A 24,965-nucleotide genomic window follows, 5' to 3' on the forward strand; every position below is an offset into this window, starting at 1 on the left:
GGTAGAGGCAAATGTATACAAAGGCGGATATTAAGGATATTTATTTTCTGACACCTATGCAGGAGGGAATGCTCTTCCATCATTTAATGCATCCAGCTTCCAGCGTCTACCTAGAGCAATTTCATTTTAGTCTGCAAGGCGAATTTAATCCACGTATCTTTGAAAAGACGATCGCACTACTCGTTGAGAAATACGAGGCTCTACGTACCGTGTTCATTCACAAGAATGTGAAAAAAGCGGTGCAGGTCGTGCTGAAGCAGCGGGTGCAGAGTATTCGTACAGAACAGGTTATCGGGTTGGATGAGACAGCACAATCTGAATTTATAGAACAATATAAAGCATCGGACAGAAGTCAGCCGTTCGATTTAACGCTGGATGCTCCTGTCAGGTTGACGGTTATTGAGCGGAGCGACCGCCGAGTCGATGTCATATGGACGTTTCACCATATCATACTTGATGGCTGGAGTGTCGGCTTGCTACTACGGGATTTCAGACGTATGTATCGGCAGCTTAAAAGAAACAGACCGATAAGAACTCGGCAGGTGTTGCCGTTCTCTAACTATATTCAGTGGTTAGAGAAGCAGGATAAAGATTCAGCGATGGATTATTGGAACCATTATTTGTCGGGATATGAGCAGCGTGCGGGAGTTCCTGCATGGAAGCTGGATAATGTCGAAGGTGAAGCCTACTCGCTCTCAGAAGTGAACTTTACCGTAAACCGGGGGTTGACCGAGAGATTAGAGGCCTTAGCCCGAAAGAGTGGTGTTACGCTCAGTACGATGCTGCATATGATCTGGGGCATTGTACTACAGAAATATAATAATGTAGATGATGTAGTGTTTGGCTCGGTGGTCTCTGGGCGTCCACCAGAGGTGAGCGGGATTGAGCAAATGGTCGGCATGTTCATCAATTCCATTCCGGTTCGTATTCGCAGAAATGATCAGACTACTTTTGCAGAATTGCTAGAAACGGTAAGAGATCATGTAGCACTTTCTTCAGGGAATGAATTTGTAGCTTTACCTGAAATTCAGAACGCTTCGTTACTCAAGCGGGAGCTTCTGGACCATGTGCTTGTCTTTGAGAATTACCCGTTAGAAGAAGGGATTCAATTAAAAAATGAACGTGATCTTGGCTTTGTATTAAGCCAAGTGCAGGTCTTCGAACAGACCAACTATCACTTCAATGTTGTAATCGTTCCTAGTGGAGAAATCTCCATACGTTTGGGTTACAACACCAAGGTATATGATCAGGATTTTATAGAGGGCATTCAAAGACATATCGAATTAATTGCCGAAAGTCTTCTGGATCGGACGGATATGAGAATCAGCGAATTGATGCTGCTATCAGGTACAGATGCTGCTACTTCAGGATCGGCAAAGGGAACAGAGTATTCTGCTTTGGAACAGCCAGGGACCCTTACACAGTGGCTTAAGCAACAGGCTATTCAGAATCCGGATAACGTTGCACTCGTATATGGCGAAAGCAAGTTGACCTACGCTGAGCTGGATGGAAAATCGAATACGCTCGCTCGTGAGCTCAGAGAATGGGCGATAGGCCCCGGAGATATTATAGGGATTATGGCTGAGCCTTCGCTAGAGATGATCGTAGCAATCTGGGGTGTGTTAAAAGCGGGAGCTGGATATGTACCGATAGATCCTGAATTCTCGGCAGAACGGCAAGCTTATATGCTAAAAGATAGTGAAGCAAGGCTGTTAATTACACAAGAGGGCAATCTTCGGGCAGAGGAACTTCCGGTAGAAACGTTGTATCTAGATAGCAATCAAATGGAGAATGGTGCGGAGATCCAATGGCCGGATAATGATCCAACGGATACGGTGTATGTGATCTATACCAGTGGAACAACGGGAGTTCCTAAAGGAGTCGCGATTGCTCACCATAATCTTGTGAATTATTTGATCTGGTTCCAGCGTACAGCAGAGCTTCGGTCCAGTGATAAGACGGCCTTAACCTCTTCCTTTGCCTTTGACCTCGGATATACCGCTCTTTTCTCAGCAATGGTAAGTGGGTGCGAACTTCATTTACTGGATAAAGAGTTATATGCATCTCCACAGCGGCTTCTTGAATATGGTAGAGTTCATAATCTTACCTTCTTAAAAATGACACCAACACTTTACAGCACGTTGCAAAACGAAACAGAGGCTGAGGATCTGTTCTTCCCATCCTTGAGAGTGCTAGTACTTGGCGGTGAACCGATTCATGTGAGGGACGTGGAACGGACTTTCCAGCTTAGCAGTAACATTCGAGTAATGAATCATTATGGCCCTACAGAAGCTACAATCGGCAGTATTGCTCATTGGATGGAACGAGATGGATTAGAGCGATTTAGTCAGATGCCTACGATTGGCAAACCTATTGATAATACTAGAATCTACATTGTGGATAAGAACAATCATCTGATGCCGACGGGTTTAGCCGGGGAAATCTGCATTGCTGGAAATGGAGTAGGCAAAGGGTATATAAACCGTGAGGATTTGAATAGCAGTAAGTTTCTAATCCTGTCTTTATCAGGACGTGAAGAACGATTATACCGTACAGGTGACAGAGGTAGAGTGCTGCCAGATGGTTCTATTGCTTACCTAGGACGGATAGATGATCAGATAAAAATAAGAGGCTACCGAGTGGAACCCGCAGAGGTGGCATATCAGATACAGCAGCATAAGGACATCACAGATGCGGTCGTGATTGGCCGTCAGGATTCCAGCGGACAAAATTTACTCTGCGCCTATTATGTAACAGATTCAGGTCTGAAACCAGTAGAGTTAAGAGCTTTCCTGACTCAATTATTACCTGATTTTATGATCCCGACCTATTTCATGGAGCTGGCTACCTTACCTGTAACTTCTAACGGTAAAGTCAACAAGAAGGAGCTTCCCGAACCGGAAGCAGGTACTTTCTTATACAACATCTATGAAGCTCCACGCAATAAGCTGGAGAGCAAGCTGACTTATATCTGGCAAGAGGTCTTGAATATAGAACGTGTAGGTATTCAAGATGATTTCTTCTTACTGGGAGGTCATTCGCTTAAGGCCATGGTGCTTGTATCTCGAATTCAAAAGGAGCTTAGTATCGAGGTGCCACTTAAACAACTATTCGTCACTTCCACTATAGCAGGTCTTGCGGATTGGATGGGAGGGGCGATCCAGCGAGTACAGCTACCAATCCCGGCAGCTGAGTCACGGGTGATGTATTCGGCGTCACCAATGCAGCAAAGAATTTACGCCTTAAGTCAGCTGGATGATCAATCGACCACCTATAATATGCCGAATATATGGATCGTGGATGGGGAGCTGGATCGCGTACGGTTGCAGCAGGCCATGAAAGATATTATCGGACGGCATGAAATTCTGCGGACGTCTTATCTTATGACGGAGGAAGGGCTAATGCAGCAAGTGCATCAGGAGTTCTCTTTTGAAGTCCCGGATATTACAGGAGATAGAGATTCTGTTGCTTCATTAATTGATGAGTTTATTACTCCGTTTGCCTTAGACAGGGTTCCGATGCTCAGAGCACAGACGGTTCGGGTTGAGGATGGAAGACAGCTGCTACTGATGGACATTCATCATATTGCTTCTGATGGCATCTCCACAGCGATTTTATTTCAGGAACTAATGGATCTTTATGCTGGTTGTTCTATAGAAGAAGCTACTATCCAGTACAAGGATTACACTGAGTGGAGATTGAGTTCAGAAGGAGTGGAGGAGCGCGGTAAACAGGAGAAATTCTGGAAGGAACAACTTCAGGACGATCTTCCCGTCTTGAATCTGCCAAGTGATTTTCCAAGGCCAGCTGTACAAAGCTTCAAAGGTGACTTTATTGATTTCACCTTGAATGGAGCGGTTGTCGATGATATTCGGCGGTTGTCTAGAGAAACGGGTGCCACTTTATTTATGGTCTTGCTGGCAGCCTATAACATTCTTTTATCAAAATACACGGGGCAAGAGGATATTATTGTCGGTTCAGTCTCCATGGGAAGGCCACATGCGGATTTGGAACGGACGATGGGCATGTTCGTGAATACGGTAGCGCACAGAAATTATCCGGAAGGTGACAAGACCGTTTTTGATTTCCTGAAAGAAATCAAGGAGCGTTCGTTGGATGTATTCGAGAATCAGCATTACCCTTTCGACGAGCTGCTGGATGTGCTTCAAGTACGAAGAGAAAAAAGCAGGAATCCGATCTTTGATACCATGTTTATTCTGGAGAATATGGATGTTCCGCAGATTGAACTGGGCCATGCCAAGCTGTCTTACTATCCTTTTGATTATAAGATAGCCAAGTTTGATATGACGGTGTTTGCCGAGGAGCGTATGGATGAAATTGTTTTCCGATGGGAGTATGGAACCGATTTGTTCCACCAGGAGACGATACGGCGTTTTACAGAGCACTATTTGAATATTATACGGGAGATGACTCGGAAGACAGATGCCCCAATAAAAGAACTGCAGCTGATGAGCGAGGAAGAGAGAGCAGTCATTGTTCAGGAATTTAACGATACCTGGACGGACTATCCAAGAGATCTAACGGTTCCACAGTTATTTGAGGAGCAGGTGGCAAAGTTTCCTACACATGTTGCCCTAGTCTCGGGTGAAGAGCAAATGACATATGAGGAGCTAGATCAGCAGTCTGGAAGGTTGGCTTATCTGCTTCGAACTCAAGGTGTTGGCCCAGGTCATAGAGTGGGGCTGATGGTGGAACGTTCATTTGAAATGATCATTGGGATCTTAGGAATATTGAAAGCAGGCGGAGCCTACGTACCTATAGATCCAGAGTATTCACAAGAACGTATCGGCACCATTATTGAGGATGCGCGGATTCAGGTACTTTTAACCCAAAGCTTATTAGTGACGAAAATTCATGAAACAACGAGAGAAGTTCTGCGTGAAGTGATCTGGCTCGATGGTCTGCATGCGCTCCAGGTTAACGAATCTTTCATACCTTTTCCTTGTCAGATAGATTCCTCCTCTCCAGCCTATGTAATGTACACTTCAGGATCTACCGGCAAGCCGAAAGGAACGATAAGCAGTCATTCCGGCATTATTCGCATTGTAAGGAATACTAACTATATCAAAATTACTGAAGATGACGCACTGCTGCAATTGTCCAATTATGCTTTTGACGGATCTACCTTTGATATCTTTGGCGCTCTTTTAAATGGTGCTAAGCTGGTGCTAATTGACAAGGAGTCGATTTCGGATATCACGGAATGGACGAAGATGATCGAGAACGAACGCATTTCGCTACTGTTTATTACCACCGCATTATTCAACACCGTCGTGGATGTGAACGTTGAAGCTTTGTCTCAGGTAAGGAAAGTCCTCTTCGGCGGGGAACGCGTTTCTGTGAATCATGTTCGTAAAGCACTCGATACCTTTGGTGATGATAAGCTGATTCATGTATATGGTCCAACGGAAAGCACGGTGTTCGCTACTTACCAGGAAGTAAAGGCTCTTTCAAATTCGGGGACCCTTCCGATCGGCAGACCGGTCTCCAATACCCAAGTGTTCATTGTGGATCGTTACCATCAATTGCAGCCTATAGGTGCGCTCGGGGAAATTATGATTTCCGGTGATGGCTTATCACTCGGCTATCTGAATCAACCGGAGATGACCGCAGATAAATTTGTAGAGCATGCATATCTGGAAGGCTGCACGATGTATAAGACGGGGGATTTGGGCCGCTGGCTTCCGGACGGATCGATAGAGTTCCACGGCAGAATAGATCAACAGGTAAAGATTCGTGGATTTCGTGTAGAGCCCGGGGAAATAGAGGCAGTGCTGCTACAGTTGACTGGAGTGCAAGAGGGGGTAGTGCTCGCCAAGGACAACGGTATAGGAAACAAGCAATTATGCGCATATCTGGTTACTGACGAATTGCTTAAGCCGACGGATATCCGCCATTACTTAAGTCAAAGATTGCCGGAATATATGATTCCAGCCCATTTCATCTTTATGGATGCACTGCCTTTAACCTCAAATGGCAAGGTGAATACTCGGGCTCTGCCTGAGCCAATGTACGGGTTATTAGAAGCGGGCGATCATCTCTTTGAAGGACCAGCGAATACACAAGAAGAGCTGCTACTGCAACTCTGGAAGGAAGTACTGGGTGTTCAGAGTATCGGTGTGCATGATGATTTCTTCAGGCTTGGCGGACATTCGCTGAAGGCGATGGTTCTTTTAGCCAAAATACAACAGCGATTTCAGCTTCATCTGCCACTTTCAAAATTATTTTCGGGTCCGACGGTTAGGCAATTATCAGAGAATATGAATCTGGCGCAGCCTAACTTAGAACGGGTTGTTCCAGTGGCAGAGTTTCAGGTGTTGTACCCGGCATCCTCTGCACAGCAGCGGATCTACGCTTCATCCATGAGAGAACCGGATAGTATCGGCTACAATATCCCCTTTGCGGTATACCTGGATGGGGAGCTAGACCTTGCAAGACTGGGAGAAAGTCTTCAGGAGTTAACGAATCGTCATGAAGCTTTACGTACTGTATTTGAAGAGGTAGAGGGGACGGTAGCTCAGCGGATTCTGCCAGAGCAGAAGATTCCACTTGAACATTACCAAGGGACAGAAGAGCAATCAGAGGAGATGATTGGAAGCTTTATTCGTCCCTTTGAGCTTACCAAAGGACCTTTGGTACGTTGCGGAATCGGAACACTGTCTACCGGAAGGTATCTGCTCATGCTCGATATGCATCACAGCATAAGCGATGGCAGCTCAATAGCGATTCTTTTTAAAGAGTGGATGCAGCTTTATCGTGGGGAATTACTACCACCAGTGTGGCGCCAGTATAAGGATTATGCAGTCTGGCAGCAGCAGTTCATCCGCTCTGAAAGTATGAAGGCTCAAGAGAACTACTGGATAGAGCAACTTCAGGGTGATATTCCGGTGTTGAACTTGCCAGTGGATTTTCCGAGACCAGCTGTTCGTTCCTTTGAAGGTGCCAGCTTGACGGCCACATTGAATGAGGAATTGTTCGGAAGGATCGGAGCACTCAGTCGAGAGACAGGTACGACATCCTATATGGTCTTAATGGCCGCTTTTCAAATCATGTTAGCCAAGATTACTGGAGAACAAGATCTACTTGTAGGGACCGTGGCAGCGGGAAGAACAGAGGGTGATATCCACGATACGGTAGGGATGTTCGCTCAAACCTTGGTCATTCGAGGAAATCCAGCTTTCGATAAAACAGGAAAGCAATTTCTACAAGAGATCAAAATGACTACACTGAATGCTTTTGAAAATCAGGACTATCCTTTCGATCATTTAGTTCATGCACTCGATGTAAAGCCTGATGCTAGCCGTAATCCACTATTTGACGCCATGTTCATCTATGAGAATACCGAGACAGGCCGACTTCAGTTTGGAGATACGGTATGCACACCTATTCAGAACAGTGCTGGTAGTGCCAAGACGGATCTTACACTAGTGGCTGTGGAAGAGGTAGCTGGCGGGATCTCACTGAAATGGGATTATAGTCACCAACTATTCAAGCTAGAGACGGTAAAAAGACTTAGTCGTTACTTTACTGAGGTGTTGAGCCAGTTGTGTAGCTGTCCTCATGCCAGTATCTCCATGCTTGAGATGGTGAATGGAGCTGAAAAAGAGGCGCTCTTGTTCGGCTACAACAACACTGCGGTTGAATACGAGGAAAATAATACTTTGCTCCTGTTGTTTGAAGAGCAGGCAGTATCGAACCCCGAGCAGATCGCATTAGTCCATGGCGACTCACAGATCACCTACGGAGCGCTAAACGAGCGTGCAGAGCAAATGGCAAGAGGGTTTGTCAGCTTGGGTATTCAACCTTCAGCTACGGTTGCTGTGATGCTGGATCGTTCGATCGAGATGGTTATCGGAATTCTAGCGATATGGAAAGCTGGAGGGGCTTATGTACCTCTTGATCCTGATTACCCGCAGGAAAGAATCTCTTTCATGCTGGAGGATTGCGGAGCCAAGTGGCTGCTAACTAATGAACAAGGAAGCAAGAAGATTAGTTTCTCAGGTACGGTGATTAATTTTGAAAATCCGGTGGAGCATCAGGACGAGGGAGCATTGCCTTTGAAGAAATCACCAGATGACCTAGCTTATGTCATCTACACTTCGGGTACGACGGGAAGACCAAAAGGGGTGGCCGTTACTCAGCGGAGTATAGCCAATACGCTGCAATGGCGCCGTGAGGCTTATGCACTCGGGATCTCGGACACTGTGCTTCAGTTATTTTCTTTCTCATTCGATGGCTTCTTGACGAGTCTATTCACTCCACTTATCTCGGGAAGTCGAGTGGTTCTACTGTCTGATAGTGATGCTAAGGACCCGTTTGTTATCGCGGACAGTATTTCTGATTACCATGTAACTCATTTTATAGCAGTGCCTAGCCTGTATCTGGCTCTTCTCGAATGCTGTGAAGCGGAGCGTCTGCATTCGCTAAATCAAGTGACATTGGCGGGTGAACAGATTACGAAACACGTGATTGAAGAGAGCAAACGGCTGCTCCCACACACAGAGTTGATGAATGAATACGGACCTACGGAGAATAGCGTGGCAACAACCTTCTTTAGAAATTTGCAGCCGGATAGACCTGTATATATTGGTAAGCCGATTGCAAACACGGAGATCTACGTACTTGGCAAGGATCATCTTCTGATGCCAGCAGGTATGGAAGGGGAGCTATGTATTTCAGGTACAGGCTTGGCTGTCGGTTACTTGAATCGACCGGAGCTGAACGCAGAGAAGTTCATTTCCAATCCTTATTTTCCTGAAAAACGCATGTATAAGACAGGGGATTTGGTGAAGTGGCTGCCAGACGGAAACCTTTGCTACATCGGAAGAATAGATCGTCAAATCAAAATTCGCGGCTACCGGATTGAGACCGATGAAATCGAGAACGAGCTGCTCCGTCATGAAGAGGTAACCCAAGCGCTTGTTATCGGCAGAAAGGATGATGAAGGCAAGTTATACTTGTGTGCTTATATTATCGGCGAGGGAAAGGTAGAAGATCGAGAATTGCGGAAGCATCTATCCTGTCGTCTTCCAGATTACATGCTTCCAGCCGCTTTTATTCATCTGGAGCAGTTCCCACTGACGTCTAATGGGAAAACGGATATTGCAGCATTGCCTGCCCCTAAGTTCACCTCCAAGCGAGGAAATGAGGATTCAACTTTCCAGAATGAGTGTGAACGCAGTCTGGCAGAGGTATGGAATAAGGTTCTAGGGAAGACGGGGGTGAATGCCTCGGATAATTTCTTCGAACTCGGGGGCGATTCGATCCGGGCGATCTCGCTGGTGTCCGAAATTCATAAGCAATTGGGCATCAAAGTGGCTATTGCTGAATTGTTCCATTATCCAACCATCCGGGAGCTTGCAAGCTTACTTGAAAAAGAGCAGCGGGAGACCTTGGCAAGAGTTGTAGTATCACTGGAAGCTAGCGGATTGTACCCTGCTTCCTCAGCGCAAAAACGGATGTTTGTACTGAACCAGATGCAGGAGAGCAGCACGGTCTATAACATGCCTGTAGCGCTTATGCTTGACGGCGTTCTGGATCGTACCCGGTTAGAACAGGCCTTGGAGCAGTTGATTGCAAGGCATGAGCCGTTAAGAACCTCCTTTCATCTGAATCAAGGCAAGATTGTACAGCAGGTTCATTCCGAAGTTCCATTTCGTATGGGGTATCGAAAAATCCCTGAGGTTAGTCTGGAAAAAGCACTGAAATCGTATAGTAGATTCTTTGATGTGACTCGTGCTCCTTTATTCCGAGCCGTTCTGCTTAACATTCATGAGCAGAGAAATGTATTGTTCCTTGACATGCACCATATTGTTTCAGACGGAACCTCAATATCTGTTCTGCTTCGCGACTTAACTGCGCTATACAACGGAACAGGTCTTTCGAAGCTGGAAGTGCAGTATAAGGATTTCTCTGTATGGCAGGAGAACTTTCTACAGTCCGAGATGTACAGTGAGCAAAAGAGCTATTGGATGAAGATGTTCTCAGGTGTTCTTCCCTCTAAAGATCTCCCGACCGACCACCCTCGTTCTGTAACTAGAACGTATGAAGGCAGGGACGTCTGCTTTGAAGCAGAGCCTGAATTGAGGGAAGCCCTGAAGAAGCTTTCCATAACGGAAGGAACTACCCTGAACAATGTGCTGGCTGCTTGTTATCATATTTGGTTCTCCAAGTATGTGGATAGCGAGGATGTTATCATCGGTTGTGGCGTATCTGGTAGAAGCCATGGCGATTTAAGCTCCATGGTGGGCATGTTGGTTAATACAGCCGCTATTCGCAGCCGTCCGCAAGGGAAGAAGACCTTCAGAACCTTCCTTAGAGAGTTGAAGGAGGAGACGTTGTCTGCATTTAACCATCTGGATTTCCCTTTCGAGCATATGATCAGTGATCTGAAGCTTGCACGAGATGCATCCCGAAATCCATTGTTTGATACCTTATTCGAGCTCCAGAGCTTGGCGGATACGGAAGCTGATCCGGTGATGAATGGGCTTGCTGTTCAAAGGCTGGATATACGTTCAGGGTTAACCAAGTTTGACCTGGCACTGTTCGCTGGGGAAAGAAGCGATCGATTATATTTCAGCTTCAATTATAGAACTTCGCTTTTCCGCGAAGAGACCATAGTCAATATGGCCAACCAATATATGCTGGTTCTTCGGACCATGGCAGAGGCTGCTGATTGTTATATTCAGGAAGTGGATATCCACTCTCCGGCTGAACAGATATACTCCTAATTCATTGTAGAAGGAGGTCAGTTAAGGAATGAATGATATTCAAAAGGAGGAGAAGAGATGGCAGTAAACAAACGGGTCATAAGCAGCTTTCCGGAGCAAGAGCATGATCGGAAGTTATGGGATCTTAGCGATGATTCAGAGAAGCAGCAGTCTAAGGGGGAGCTAATCTGGAGTGGATTTCCTGAGGAACATACGCAGAGATATCTATTTTCTGAAGAAGTCTATCAATTTCAGCAGTGTAGAATCCCCTTATCCTCTGCTCTAGCTGAAAGAGTACTGGAGGTGGGAGCCAACTCTTCCATCGGAAAAGTTTCTCTACTGTTAAGAGCCGTGCAATATATGCTCTTCAAATATTGCGGTAATCGAATGATTACAACCGGGGTGCTAACGAAAAATGCAACAGGTTCGAAGGTGGAGAGAAGAGTATATCCTGTGCTGACTTCTATCGATCCTGGTTCCTCTTTGATGGAACAGCTTGTAGAATCGGGCATCATGGAATCTTTCACCGAGGATTCCATCAAGAGATCACCTTTGAAGCCTAAAAAAAGTTTGGAGCCCCTTAAGGTAGAACGGGGAGAGTCACCTTGGAGAACGCTAGTACTTAGAGAAGCAATTGAAAGTGCAGAAGAAGCGGAAATTATTGGTGCGGAAATGGCTTTTGCTCTGGTAGAGCGAAATGAAGCAATGATTCTGGAGGTAGTATACAACGGTCTGTTGTTCTCAGCGGAGAAGGTTTCTACCCTCTCGGGCCAATTGCTTCATTGGTTAATGGAAGCCCTGAGCCATCCCAATCAACCGTTTATGCAGCTCGATATTGTTCCTCCTGAGGAGAAGAACAGATTGCTTTATGAATTCAACCCTATCGCTACTCTTTATCCGCAGACCCAAACCGTGGTTAAGCTGTTTGAATCGAAAGTACTGGAGACGCCGGATGAAGCGGCGGTCACATCCGGCAATCAGCAGTTTACTTACCAGAAACTTAATGCAGCTGCCAATCGAATTGCTCACCAGTTGCAAGCACAAGGCATAGGTTCGGGCTCCATTGTAGGCATTATGGCTCAGCCCTCACTGGAGATGTTCAGTGGCATACTTGGAATTTTAAAGTCAGGAGCTGCTTATCTGCCGATTGATCCCGAATATCCGCTGGACCGTATTCAGTACATGCTGAATGACAGTAAAGCAGAGGCGATGCTATACCAGACAGAACTGGAACTGCCCAAACATTACGGAGGAAGATTAATTGATCTGAAGGTTTTGGGGGAAGGGGACGAGGAAGAGAGCTTAGGTAATCCAAATGTACCATATACTCCGGAAGATCTGGCTTATGTTATTTATACATCAGGATCAACAGGAGCACCCAAAGGTGTCATGATTGAGCATCGAGCTTTACTCAATCTATGCTTCTGGCATCTGGATCAATTCGAGGTAACGGCTACCGATCGTGCAACAAAATATGCTGGGTTCGGATTTGATGCATCAGTATGGGAGATATTTCCTTACTTGCTGGCTGGTGCTTCCATCCACATTGTTCCTGCGGAAGCTAAGCTTGATATGGTGAGGCTTAATCACTTTTTTGAAGAAAAAGGGATATCCATTAGCTTTCTGCCCACTTCCATCTGTGAAAGATTCGTAAGGCTGCCAGATCATAGTCCATCACTTCGGATCCTGCTTACAGGTGGTGATCGGCTGAAGCAGACGCGAAATACACCTTATAAGCTGGTGAATAACTACGGCCCCACAGAGAATACCGTTGTCGCTACCAGCTATACCATTTACGATTCCCGCTTAGCCAATCATATAGGACGCCCAATTCATAACACGCGGATTTATATTGTTGATGAGTATGGAGCATTACAACCAGAGGGAGTGATTGGGGAAATGTGTATCGCAGGGGATAGTCTCGCACGAGGCTACCTGCATAATGAAGCATTAACTGCAGCTAAGTTTGTTAGCAATCCCTTCGAGCCGGGAGAGAAAATATACCGTTCAGGTGATTACGCCAGATGGCTTTCCGACGGAAACATAGAATTCATCGGAAGAATGGATGACCAGGTTAAGATTCGAGGGGTTCGTATTGAACTCGAGGAAATCGAAAATCGATTGTCTCAATATCCAGAAGTAGAGGGCTGTGTAATCACAACCCGTGAGAATGAGGAATCTGGTAAATACCTTGTTGCTTATTATGAGGCCAGACAGGAGATTCCGGTTTCGCAGCTTCGATTGTTCCTCTCAGAGACCTTACCCGAGGCATGGATGCCTTCGACATATATGTATTTGAAGCAGCTACCGATCACCCCGAATGGAAAAATCGACAGACGCGCTTTACCGGAGCCTAGTGTAGCACGACCTATGCTGGAGGTTCTATATTCCTCATCCAAGACGGAGACTGAACAGATGCTTTCTCGGATTTGGGGGGGGCTGCTAGAGGTCGAGCAGATTGGTCTCGATGATAACTTCTTTGATCTAGGCGGGAATTCTCTGCTTCTAGTATCAGTTCATGCCAGATTGGAGGAGGAGGCTCCGGGAAAAGTGAAAGTCGTTGATTTGTTTGATTATCCGTCCATATCCAAGCTTGCGCGCTTTATAGATGAGAGGTCACAGCCGGCGGTGATCGAACCCGTTCACACAGAAGTAATGCTTAGAGCGGATTGCTTGCGAAGCCTCGAGGAAGAGGAAGGGGATGGAAACATTCGATTCCGTCTAGAGGGATGGAGAGCGGAGCAGCTGCGTAATTGGGAGGAAGGTTCTACCTTTGATCTACCTAGCTTGTTCTTAGCCGCATTCTTCTATCAGATATTTGAAATGAGTGTGCAAGAAGAAATTGTGGTCCAGGTCCTTTCAGAGGATCTGCAATGGATTGTACCGGTTACAACAGATTTCGATGACATTTATCAATTTAATGAGCTGCTTGAACAGGTATCTGCAACTATTTCAGGACTGAAAGGCTCAGATGGCTATCCGGTCTATCAAGCTATTGATTGGCTGGAAACGGATCGCTTGAAGAACAGCAAATCGATCGTGCCATACTTCTCTTATAACGAATATGAGGAGAATATGAGTCTTCACCAGGCTGATTTATATGTGCAAATTGTTGAGGATTTAGAGGGTTATGAATGTATCTGTGATTATCGTACAGATCTGTGGAAAGAAGCTAAGGCTTTTGAATTTATGGAGAAGTACGCGGACAGCGTTGTCAAAATGCTTGAGGTCCAAATATAGAAGAGGAGTGATTGTACATGGGCAAAATCGCATTTTTATTTGCAGGTCAAGGCTCTCAATATGCTGGAATGGGTAAAAATTGGGTGCCGTTATACCCCGAAGCTCAAGAAGTATATGAAGAGGCAAACGAAGCTGCTGGATTCGATCTAGCTAAGCTGACTTTCGAAGGCAGTATAGAGGAACTAACCCGTACGGAGAATACGCAGCCTGTTTTAGTGGCCATGAGTGTTGCCGCTTATCGCGTGTATATGAATCGAATCGGCGCCCCAGCGGATCTGATGGCTGGACATAGTCTTGGAGAAATTTCCGCATTAGCTTGCGCCGGTGCGATATCCCTGACGGATGCCATCCGAATTGCCCGTAAAAGAGGGCTGCTAATGCAAGCCGCAGCAGCCGATGGAGCAGGAGCCATGGCTGCGATCAGCGGAGTGGATCAAGCAGAGATTGAAAAACAATGTGCGTTGGCATCGCGGGATGGATACTCAGTTGCTATATCCAATATTAACGCTCCTTCACAAATTGTGATTTCAGGTCATAAAGAAGCAGTCCAATCGGCGATTGAAGCTTTAAAGAGTATTGGAGGACGCGCAGTTCCTTTAAAAGTGGGGGGACCCTTTCACAGTTCATTGATGGCACCAGCAGCAGAAAGTTTCTCCGAGGAGCTGTTGAAATACAGCTTTAAGAAAGGGCCGTTTGGAACTCCAGTCATCTCGAATATCTCTGGTCGTCCTTATGAAGGTGGAGAACAAATTGTTGCCAATTTAGTGAAACAGATAGTCGCTCCGGTTCAGTGGGTTGCCAGTATGAAATATTTGGCTGAACAAGGGGTCACCACAGCGATTGAGTTTGGGCCAGGCGCCGTACTCACTAATCTTATGAGCAGAACAGCGCCTGAAATACAAACCCTCTCTTTTGATAAGTCGCCATCCCTTGAAGTAATCAAGGAGACCGTTGAGCAGGTTCAAACCGTTCCAACATCTGGTTCTCGGCCAGCTTTATCGCTGCTAGCTCGCAGCCTAGGGATTGCTGTCAGTACTAGAAACCGCAATTGGGATCAAGTAGCCTACAAAAAGGGAGTATCTGAACCCTACAAACAAATTCAACAACTGCAAGAGAAACTTGAGCAGGAAGGAAGAGAACCTAGTTTAAGTGAGATGAAAGAAGCTGTGCTTATGCTGGAAAGCGTGTTTAAGACCAAGGGCACACCGCCAGAAGAGGCAGTGGAAAGATTCGAGCAACTGTTCGCAGAGACGGGTACCGGCCATTTATTTCAGGATTATAAAGTAATGGTATGAGCGCAGGCTGATCACGGGACTAGATGGAGGTGAAGGGCATGGCAAACAATGATTTTAAGTTTGAAAGCGGAAGGCGGAAGAGAGATACGGAAGCTTCCAGACCCGGAACAAATAGAATGGATCAGGGATCCAGACGGGATATTGCAGTGATCGGGCTCTCCTGCCAATTCGGGAGCTCTAAGAATCGCTATGAATACTGGGATGCTTTAAGCACCGGAAAGGACCAGATTGGACCTTATCCACAGGAACGAAGAGCCGATGCTGAGAACTATCTTAGACATTTTATGAATGCTGATGACGCAAAGAAATTAAACTTTTCTGAAAAAGCATATTTGGAGGAAATTGATAAGTTTGACTATCAGCTATTCTCTATTTCTCCTACAGAGGCAAGTTTGATGGACCCGAATCAGCGACTGTTTCTAGAGGCAGTGTGGGGGGCCATTGAAGATGCCGGATACGGAGGTAAGAAACTGGTAGGCAGTAAAACCGGGATTTATGTTGGATACTGCAATATTTCATTGGAAGAATACTTACGCTTTATAGAAATGGCGGATCCTTCTCTATTCAACATTTCCATCCCGGGAAATATTAAGTCCATTATCGCGAGCAGAATCAATTACTTATTCGATCTTAAGGGTCCGAGCATGTTGATTGACACCGCTTGTTCTTCGTCCTTAACAGCGGTTCACATTGCATGCCAAGCTATACGTAACGGAGACTGCGATTTGGCTGTAGCAGGTGGGGTGAAGCTGAACCTGATTCCGGGAGTGAAGAGTGAGAACGAAGATATCGGTATCAGCGCTTCAGATGGCAGAACCCGAACTTTTGACGACAGCTCGGATGGTACGGGAGGCGGCGAGGGTGTGGGAGCCATACTTCTGAAACCTCTGCACCAAGCCATGCTCGATGGCGACGATATCTATGCGGTCATTAAAGGCAGCGCTATTAATCAGGATGGCAGCTCGGTGGGGATTACGGCCCCTAATTCTGCCGCACAGGAAGCTGTGATTCTTAAGGCGTGGGAGGATGCCAGAGTTAATCCTAACACCATTACTTATATCGAAGCACATGGAACAGGCACGAAGCTGGGCGATCCGGTAGAAATGAATGGATTGGAGCGTGCCTTTCGCAAACATACGGATAAGAAGCAATTTTGTGCAATAGGCTCCGTGAAGACGAATATTGGACATTTAGACGGTGCGGCAGGCATGGCGGGTATGATTAAGGCTATTCTTTCTCTTCATTATAAAAAGCTCCCTCCTAGCCTGCATTTCAAACGCCCGAACCGGAGCATACCCTTTATCGATTCCCCCCTTTACATTAATGACCGCCTAATGGAATGGGAGAATGAAAAGGGGCCACGGAGATGTGGAGTCAGCTCTTTCGGCTTAAGTGGCACGAACAGTCATGTCATTCTGGAGGAGGCACCTCCTGTAATTCATAAATCTTGCGCATCTGGGGAGCAGTTGTTGATACTGTCGGCGAAGAGTAAGGAAGCTCTCAAAGCTTTAGTTGGACATTACAGTGAGCACTTGCTGGCCGAACCGGAAGTTGCACTGGAAAGTCTATGCTATACAGCAAATACAGGAAGAGGACATTACAATTACCGTTTAGCGCTGCTTTTGTCGGATAAGGAGGAACTTCGGGATCTTTTACAAATTCTGCTGAATCAAGATCCAGAGAACGTTAATTCTCCCAGAATTTATTACGGAGAGAGCAAACTGATCTCCCAACTGAAAGAGAGCAGAGAGCAGGGCGAAATCACTAAGGAAGATAAACACCGCCTGACTTGTGAGGCTGAGGAATGGATCATCCGCTTAAAACAACATGCAGATACGGCTTCTCTTGCCGCATTGGCTAAGGTATACACGAGAGGTGCTGAAGTGGAATGGGAGCATCTGTATGAGGGGCAAGAAATTCACAAGACGAGAGCTCCTTTATACCCATTCACTAGAAAAAGATGCTGGATAGAAAGTAAAGGTCACCATGAGCGCAGACCTGCTTCTGAGAAAACCATTGGTCATCCTCTATTGGACAGATGCTTAGCTAAGTCGATAGATACTCAAATTTACTCCACGATATTTAGTATCGAAAGACATTGGGAGCTTCGCGAGCATGTGCTTGGAGGGCATTCTATCCTTCCTGGAACATCTTATATTGAAATGGCCCGTGAGGTAGGTAGTCAGTATTATGGAAGCCAGAATATCGAGCTGAGAAATGTCCTCTTTACACTACCTTTAGTCGTGGATCAGGACGAAGAGAAAGAGGTTCAGACCAGTATTCGGATGTTCGCTGACCATCTGGAATTCACGATTGTGAGCAAAGCGCGACCGGAATCGGAGTGGGTGAAGCATGCCGAGGGATTTATTTATCCATTAGCTAGCGGGAAACCTAAGAAGCTGGATATCAGCGAGATTCAGCAGCGTAGTCTCCACCAATTGATCATCGATGATGAGGCGCTGGCAGGAGCACTTGTGCACACTGGTCCTAGATGGAGAAATATTCGCAAACTTTATATTGGCGATGATGAGGTACTTGCGAAGCTAGAAATATCTGAGGCTTATGTGGATGAGATGAAGAAATATTATTTATACCCATCCTTGCTGGATGGTGCGGTTAACGCTGCTAATGGTACTGCGGGAGAGGGGCTGTACTTACCACTTCACTACGAAAAAGCCAGATTCGCAAAAGCAATCCCTGGTCGATTCTATAGTTATCTTAGGAGAAAAAGCATGTCCAAGGCCAGCGACGAAGTAGCAGCCTTTGATATTTCTCTGGTGGATCTAGATGGCGAAGTCTTCGGCGAGATTGAAAACTACACGATTAAGAAGTTGCATGAGTTCGAGACGAAGCTGCAAGAGATCTCAGGAAAGCAGAGTAAATATCATGAGATTTGCTGGATACCCAAACCGAGAGATGCTCAGCTGACCGAAACTCAGACTCAACCAAAGCGAATGATCATGTTGGCGAATGACAGCTCTATTTGTCAGAAGATGTCTAGGTATTTAGAATCCTCCGGGGTAGAGGTTACGCAAGTCCTTCTCGGAACAGTGTTTCAGCAGATTGATGGGAGAACCTTTATACTGCCTAACACGCTGGAAGGATTTGCACAATTGCTTCAGGCTACCAAACATCTATCAGCGGACAAAATCATTCACGCTTGGGGTTTATCGGAAGACGAGAGCCCGGCAACTGTGGCGCAAGTGAATGAACAAATACAACTGGGCGTAATTAGCCTCTTTCACTTATCTAAAGCTTTAGCGGGTACCAAGAGGGGAAGAGAGATGGAGCTTATTGTTATGGCTACTGAAGCTTTTGAAGTGAACGGTGAGGAACAAAAAATCCATCCTCATCATGCCTCACTCTTCGGGCTAGCTAAAGTAATCAGCCATGAAAATACCAAAATTCCAGTTCGCTGCGTAGAGCTCGATGGAGATGAGTCTGTATCCGCAGCCAGTGCAGAGATACTTATGCCTAAGCAGGAATTCACTTCGTCTTATCGAAATGGCGTTCGTTATGTAGAGCAGTTCACTGAACTTCAACTTCACCGGGAACTTGAGAATGGATTGAAGATCCGACCGGGTGGAGTATATGTAATCACGGGTGGAACAGGAGGTATTGGGCTTGAGATAGGTAAATATCTTGCTTCCTTCGGAGATATAACCATTATTCTCTTAAGCCGAACCGCTTATCCAGCGAAAGGGCATCAACCGGAACTGGCGAAACAGAAATTGCAGGCTGGATATCATCGGCTGCTAGACGCAGTGAGAGAGATGGAGAGCTGCGGAGCTACAGTGGAATGGATGTCAGTAGATATTACGGAAGAGAACCAGCTTGAGCCTACGCTTGAACATATCCGCGCGAAGTATGGAACGCTGAGCGGCATGATCCATTGTGCAGGTGTAGCTGGGGAGGGTTACATCATCCGCAAAGAAGTGGAAGAAATGGTGAGAGTGCTTAAGCCCAAGGTACAAGGGACGTGGCTGCTCGACAAGCTTACGGAGAAAGATCCATTGGATTTCTTTATTCTCTGCTCATCCTTGACCTCGGTCTTTGGCGCACCTGGACAGAGTGATTATACCGCCGCGAATGCTTATCAGGATGCGTACTCATTTTTCAGAAATAAGCAAGGTAGAAAGACCCTCACCATTAATTGGGCAGGCTGGAATGAAACCGGAATGGCTCTGGACTACGGTGTCAGCGAGAAGGCGGGCATGTTCAAACCCTTAACTTCTGCAGAAGGGATTCTGGCCTTAACAACTATCGGCAGCTTAGAGCATCGACAGGTGCTTGTAGGTGAAGTGAATGATTCGATTTTTGCTGAATCGATTCCAGTTCTTCCGGTCAGCTTATCGCCTGCGCTGAATGCTAAATATAAACGAAGTCATACGAGCAGTAATAATTTAGAGCAAGTTGATAACCTGGATGCTGCGATTACGATCAAAGGGAAGGATCGAGAGGCATTAACTCCAACTGAGCTCCGCATCGCAGGCATTTGGGCGAAGGTTCTTGGCATGAGTGAAATCGACATCTATGACAAGTTCTTTGAGATTGGTGGGGATTCTCTTCTGGCTTCACATCTGCTGAAGGAAGTAGAGAAGGTATATCCCGGTGTTATCGACATTACGGATGTATTCATTTATTCAACCATTCTAGAAATGGCAGGCTTTATTGAAAGCAAGACCGTTCCTGCAGTTATCGAAGGCGTGAATGTAAGCAGTAGCTTTGAGGATAACATTGATTTCATATTGGAGCGGCTCGCATCTGGTAAGCTTGCTGCGGATCAAGCGGACGCCTATATACAGGACTAATATTGTGAGGAGATGGGAAGATGCAGCAAGTTAAAAAGTATATTTTGGAACAAGTAGCTGGACAAAATCTGTCACAAAAAGATGCTAAAAACCTCCTATTAGAAATACACAATTCGGATAACAAGCAAAATAGTGATGTTGCAGTCATTGGGATTGCTTGTAATTTCGCAGATACAGACTCTCCAGAGGCTTACTGGAATCACTTAGAGAACGGGGAGTCCTGCATGGTGGAATACCCGGAAGAACGTAGAAAATATTTTTCTCCTCTAAGTGATAACGCCCATTATGCGGAGTTCCTTGGCCAGAAGCTGATGACAGAGGAAGAGAAAAAAGAATCACAGAGTGTTAAAGCTGGCTATATCAAGGATATTGAAATGTTCGATGCGGGATTCTTCAATATTCCTCCACGCGAAGCACGTTTTATGGACCCTGCACAACGACTGTTCTTGCAAACTGCATGGAGTGCTGTTGAAGACGGAGGGTATGGCGGAGATCGCATTGTCGGCACCAATACTGGTGTCTATGTAGGAAGAGACTGCACCTCTGGAACGTTCTACCGCTTCTTGACGGAACCGGACCCTATGCATTTGACGGGGACATGGGAAGGCATATTGGCTAGCCGGATTAACTATTTGTTCAATCTGCGCGGACCAAGCATGGTGGTCGACACCGCCTGCTCTTCTGGTCTGGTGGCTATTCACACCGCCAGTCAAGCCTTGCGGAATCAGGAGTGCGATATGGCAATTGCCGGCGGAATTTCCGTGGGAACCTCTGCTCAAGGCAATACTGAAGACGGAAGTGATGACGTACTTAGTTCCGTGGCCTCCACGGATAACATCGTCAGAACCTTCGATAAGAAATCTACAGGTACAGTATTTGGTGAAGGTGTTGCAGCACTGCTGCTGAAGCCGCTACAAAAGGCACTTGCGGATGGAGATCATATATATGCCGTAATCAAAGGAAGTGCAGCTAATAATGATGGTGCTTCCAACGGAATTACTTCTCCTAATCCAATCGCACAGGAGGAAGTAATCACCAAAGCTTGGGAACAGGCTGGAATTAACCCTGAAACCATTGGCTACATTGAAGCACATGGCACGGGAACCTTGCTTGGAGATCCGATTGAGATCAAAGGTCTGAGCAATGCGTTCCGTAAGAAGACGACCAAAAGTCAATTCTGCGGGATCGGTTCAGCCAAGACGAACATGGGACATCTGGTTGGTGCATCTGGTGTTGCTGGTATTCTGAAGGTGATCTTAAGTCTTAAGAATAAAAAAATACCAGCCAGCCTCCATTTCGAGGAGCCGAATCCACACATTCCATTCACGGATTCCCCACTGTATGTTGTAGATCGACTCACAACTTGGGAAAAGGGGGAACATCCTCGCAGAGGTGGTGTGAGCGGGTTCGGATTTAGCGGTACGAACTGCCATATCGTGCTGGAGGAGGCACCGGAAAGAATTGAATCGAGCAAGGAAGCAGCAGATGAGCAGCAAATGCTGACGTTATCCGGTAAAAGCAAAGAAGCGTTGGTGCGTATTGTCGATCGCTACAATAAATACTTAGCAGGTTCACCATCGGCCAGTCTAGCCCAAATCTGCTACACCTCTAATACTGGCCGAGGGCATTTCGAATACAGATTGTCTGTTGTTGCCCGAAACGTAGAGGAACTTCGCAGCAAAATAGCCTGGGTACACCGCGAGGGCTTAGAATCGATCAAAGATCAGCCGGATATCTATTTTGGCAAACATAAGGTGGTCTCTGATAAGAAGAAGCTGAAGGATGAAGGTGAAATTTCCGAAAGCGAAAGACGGGTTCTTACGGAGAAAGGGAAGCAAGCTACCCTATTTCTCACGAAAATCCATACGGAGTCTGAGACGGCTGATCTCTACCGGCAGTTAGGAAAGCTCTACGTAGAAGGAGCAATGATAGACTGGTCTACCTTGTATCAAGGTCAGGCGATACAGAAGGTGAGTCTACCGGTGTACCCTTTTGAACGCACTCCTTACTGGGGAGAGATTAAGGTCAGTAAGTTGAAGGCAGCAACGGAACCTATGAAAGAGGGGAATTATCCTTTGATTGACCGCTGTATTCTCAAGTCTTACAAGCAGGAGGTTTATTCGGTCTCTCTAAACACAGAAAAGCACTGGGTGCTGAAGGACCACATGCTATTTGGCACCTGCATCGTACCAGGTACCGCTTATGTGGAAATTGCCAGAGAAATTGGAAAAAGATATTATCCGAACAGCGGTCTGGAACTGAAGGATATCATCTTCCTTTCCCCAGTTTCGGTAAGAGAAGAAGAGAACAAAGAAGTTCAGTTTATCGTGCAGAGGGAACGGGATCATCTCCACCTGATCGTAGCGAGTGAAGCGAAGCAGGAGGAAGAAGCTGCTGGAACGTGGACCGCCCATATGGAGGTAGATATTTATCCGATGTCTGATGTCGAAGATGTATTTTATCCTCTGGAGCAATTACAAAATCAGAGCGGACGCCATGAGTTGATTGTCGATAATGATGCATTAACGAACAAGAGTGGCAGAGTTACATTCGGTCCAAGATGGCTGAATGTAGTGCAAGTCTACTTAGGAGAAAAGGATGTTGTTGCCGAGCTGAACATTCCCGAAGCCTTCGTTTCAGATTTGGAGCAGTATGGATTACATCCCGGCATGCTCGACAATGCCGTTAATGCCGCTACACAAAGCTTCGGTGAGGGTATGTATCTTCCTCTCTCCTATAAGAACTTCAAGTTTTATAGAGCAATGCCTGAACGCTTCTATACCCATATCCGCAAAATTGAGAAAGAGTCCAAGAACAAAGAAACTATCAAATTTAATATTTCTTTGACAGATATGGACGGCAAAGTATTCGCAGAAATCGAAGAGTACACGATTAAGCGAATTCAAGTGAAACAATTTAAAGAATCGAACCAGCTTCATCATTACTACAAAACATCATGGGTAGCTGCTCCCATCATCGAAGAAGCTCCTGCTTTCGCTTCCGGAGAAAAGGTTCTCATTCTTAAACAAGATTCAGAATTTACGCGGTCACTAATGGCAGAAATGCATAAAAAGGGCATGAGCATCGTTGAAGCGCAGTGGGGAGAGGCTTATGAGCAGATCGATGACAACCATATCATCATTGATGGTACGGAGTCTGGATATCGCCGGATGTTCGAAGATCTGGCTGGCAGTGGAATTCATAAAATCATTCATACCTTGTCATTAGCTGGAGATCAACAAATTAATGAACTCTTTGTACTGAAGCAAGCCGTGAAGCAAGGGGTAGACAGTCTTTACCATTTGAGCCGAGCGTATGTTCAGAGCAAAGTGAAGCAGGAATTTGAACTTATCATTCTTACAGATAATGCTCATGAAGTGAATGGGGAAGAACGTGTTATTCATCCGCATAATGCTGCATTGCTAGGCTTAACGAAGGTAGTGGCTCAGGAGTTCCCGGAACTATCCTGCCGCAGTATTGAAATAGACCCGAACACTTCGGCTGAACGTGTTATTGCTGAGATTGGAACCACAGCTCCAAACTTTCGGGTAGCTTATCGTGAGAACGAGCGATATACCGAGCAATTGGGCCATGTGGATTGGGATCAAGTCAAGTCGGAGCCGGTGGAAATTACGGCTGATGGGGTCTATGTGATCACTGGTGGTACCGGTGGTATCGGGTTGGCACTGGCGCGGCATTTAGCTTCCAAACATTCGGTGCGTTTAGGCTTGATTAACCGATCACAGTTGCCAGATAAAAAGGAGTGGGCAACCATTATCGAACAAGGCGAACAACAGTCCCTTGTCGACAAATTATTGAAGATTCAAGAAATTGAGAAGCTGGGATCTGAAGTGCTGTGCTTCAGCGCAGATCTTAGTAACGAAGATGAGGTAACGGAAGCCTTAAGTACCTTGCGCCATAAGTTTGGAAGAATTAGTGGGGTATTCCATGGAGCGGGTGTAGCTGGTGACGGATTCCTAATTCGCAAAGAGAAAGGAATCTTTGATGAAGTTATTCATCCGAAGCTGTATGGAACGTGGCTGCTGGATCATTTGACAAGGGAAGATCACTTGGACTTCTTCATCAGCTTCTCTTCCATCGCTACCTTGTTCGGTTCAAGAGGCCAAGGCGATTACACAGCAGCCAACAGCTATCTGGATGCATTCTCCTCCCAGCGCCGCAGAGTGGCAGGCAAAACAGCCACAGTAAACTGGCCAGCTTGGAGTGAGGTCGGAATGGCAGTAGACTACAACATTTCTGAGGATGTAGTGCTCTTCCGCTCCGTGAATAATGAGCGAGCTTTTGAAGTGATCAGCCAGCTCCTAGAAACGGATCTATCCAATGTGATCCCTGGTGAAATCAATCTTACGCTACTCTCAGCGATCGAGCCGCAATTACCGATGAGTCTGTCTCGCTCTTTACGAAAAATGCTCAGCAAACATCAGCAGCATGCGGGGGCGGCAGGGGGTTCCGCAACACCACAACCTCTTGGAGAAATCACCTTTAGTGGGAAGGGTGAAGATGAATACACCGAGACTGAACGCACCATTGCCTATATCTATGCTCGCGGTCTAAACATGCCTGTGATCGACATCTATGAGAGCTTCAACGCGATGGGTGGTGACTCAATTATGGCCACCGAGCTGTTAAAGTACATCGATCGTGAATACCCAGATCTCGTTGATATTTCTGATATGTTTACCTATTCGAATGTAGCAGAGATGGCGGAATATATCGATACCAAACGAGGGGTAATCCAACCATCTACCGCGCCTGAGAATAAGGATGCTACAGAGGAAGAATATCTGGATCAATTACTTGGGCAGTTTGAGACCGGAGATGCGGATATGGCTAGTGTCCTTGAGTTTATCGCCGCAGATTTGGAGTAA

The 24,965-nt window shown here is 46.2% G+C and carries 5 protein-coding genes; all 5 read left to right on the top strand.

The genetic code is table 11. The features are described 5' to 3' along the window. Window positions 1-11 precede the first annotated feature (11 nt). From PAENI_RS07380 to PAENI_RS07400, 5 genes are read left to right on the top strand one after another with little or no spacing between them, the layout of a single operon-like run. Complete coding sequence (locus PAENI_RS07380; protein WP_149644841.1) at window positions 12-10,751, top strand: non-ribosomal peptide synthetase; 10,740 nt, start codon at window positions 12-14, stop codon at window positions 10,749-10,751. A 57-nt stretch (window positions 10,752-10,808) separates the two neighbouring features. Continuing rightward, on the top strand, window positions 10,809-13,970 hold the full coding sequence (locus PAENI_RS07385) for a non-ribosomal peptide synthetase (protein ID WP_149644842.1): 3,162 nt from the start codon (window positions 10,809-10,811) through the stop codon (window positions 13,968-13,970). Window positions 13,971-13,987: 17 nt separating this feature from the next. Beyond that, window positions 13,988-15,265: an ACP S-malonyltransferase gene (fabD, locus tag PAENI_RS07390; protein WP_149644843.1), complete on the top strand. Its 1,278-nt coding sequence runs from the start codon at window positions 13,988-13,990 to the stop codon at window positions 15,263-15,265. A gap of 38 nt (window positions 15,266-15,303) precedes the next feature. Next, window positions 15,304-20,076: a type I polyketide synthase gene (locus tag PAENI_RS07395; protein ID WP_188114502.1), complete on the top strand. Its 4,773-nt coding sequence runs from the start codon at window positions 15,304-15,306 to the stop codon at window positions 20,074-20,076. Window positions 20,077-20,096: 20 nt separating this feature from the next. Then, complete coding sequence (locus tag PAENI_RS07400) at window positions 20,097-24,965, top strand: type I polyketide synthase (protein ID WP_149644845.1); 4,869 nt, start codon at window positions 20,097-20,099, stop codon at window positions 24,963-24,965.

The organism is Paenibacillus sp. B2(2019), from assembly GCF_008370385.1.
Taxonomy (GTDB): Bacteria; Bacillota; Bacilli; order Paenibacillales; family Paenibacillaceae; genus Paenibacillus_AQ.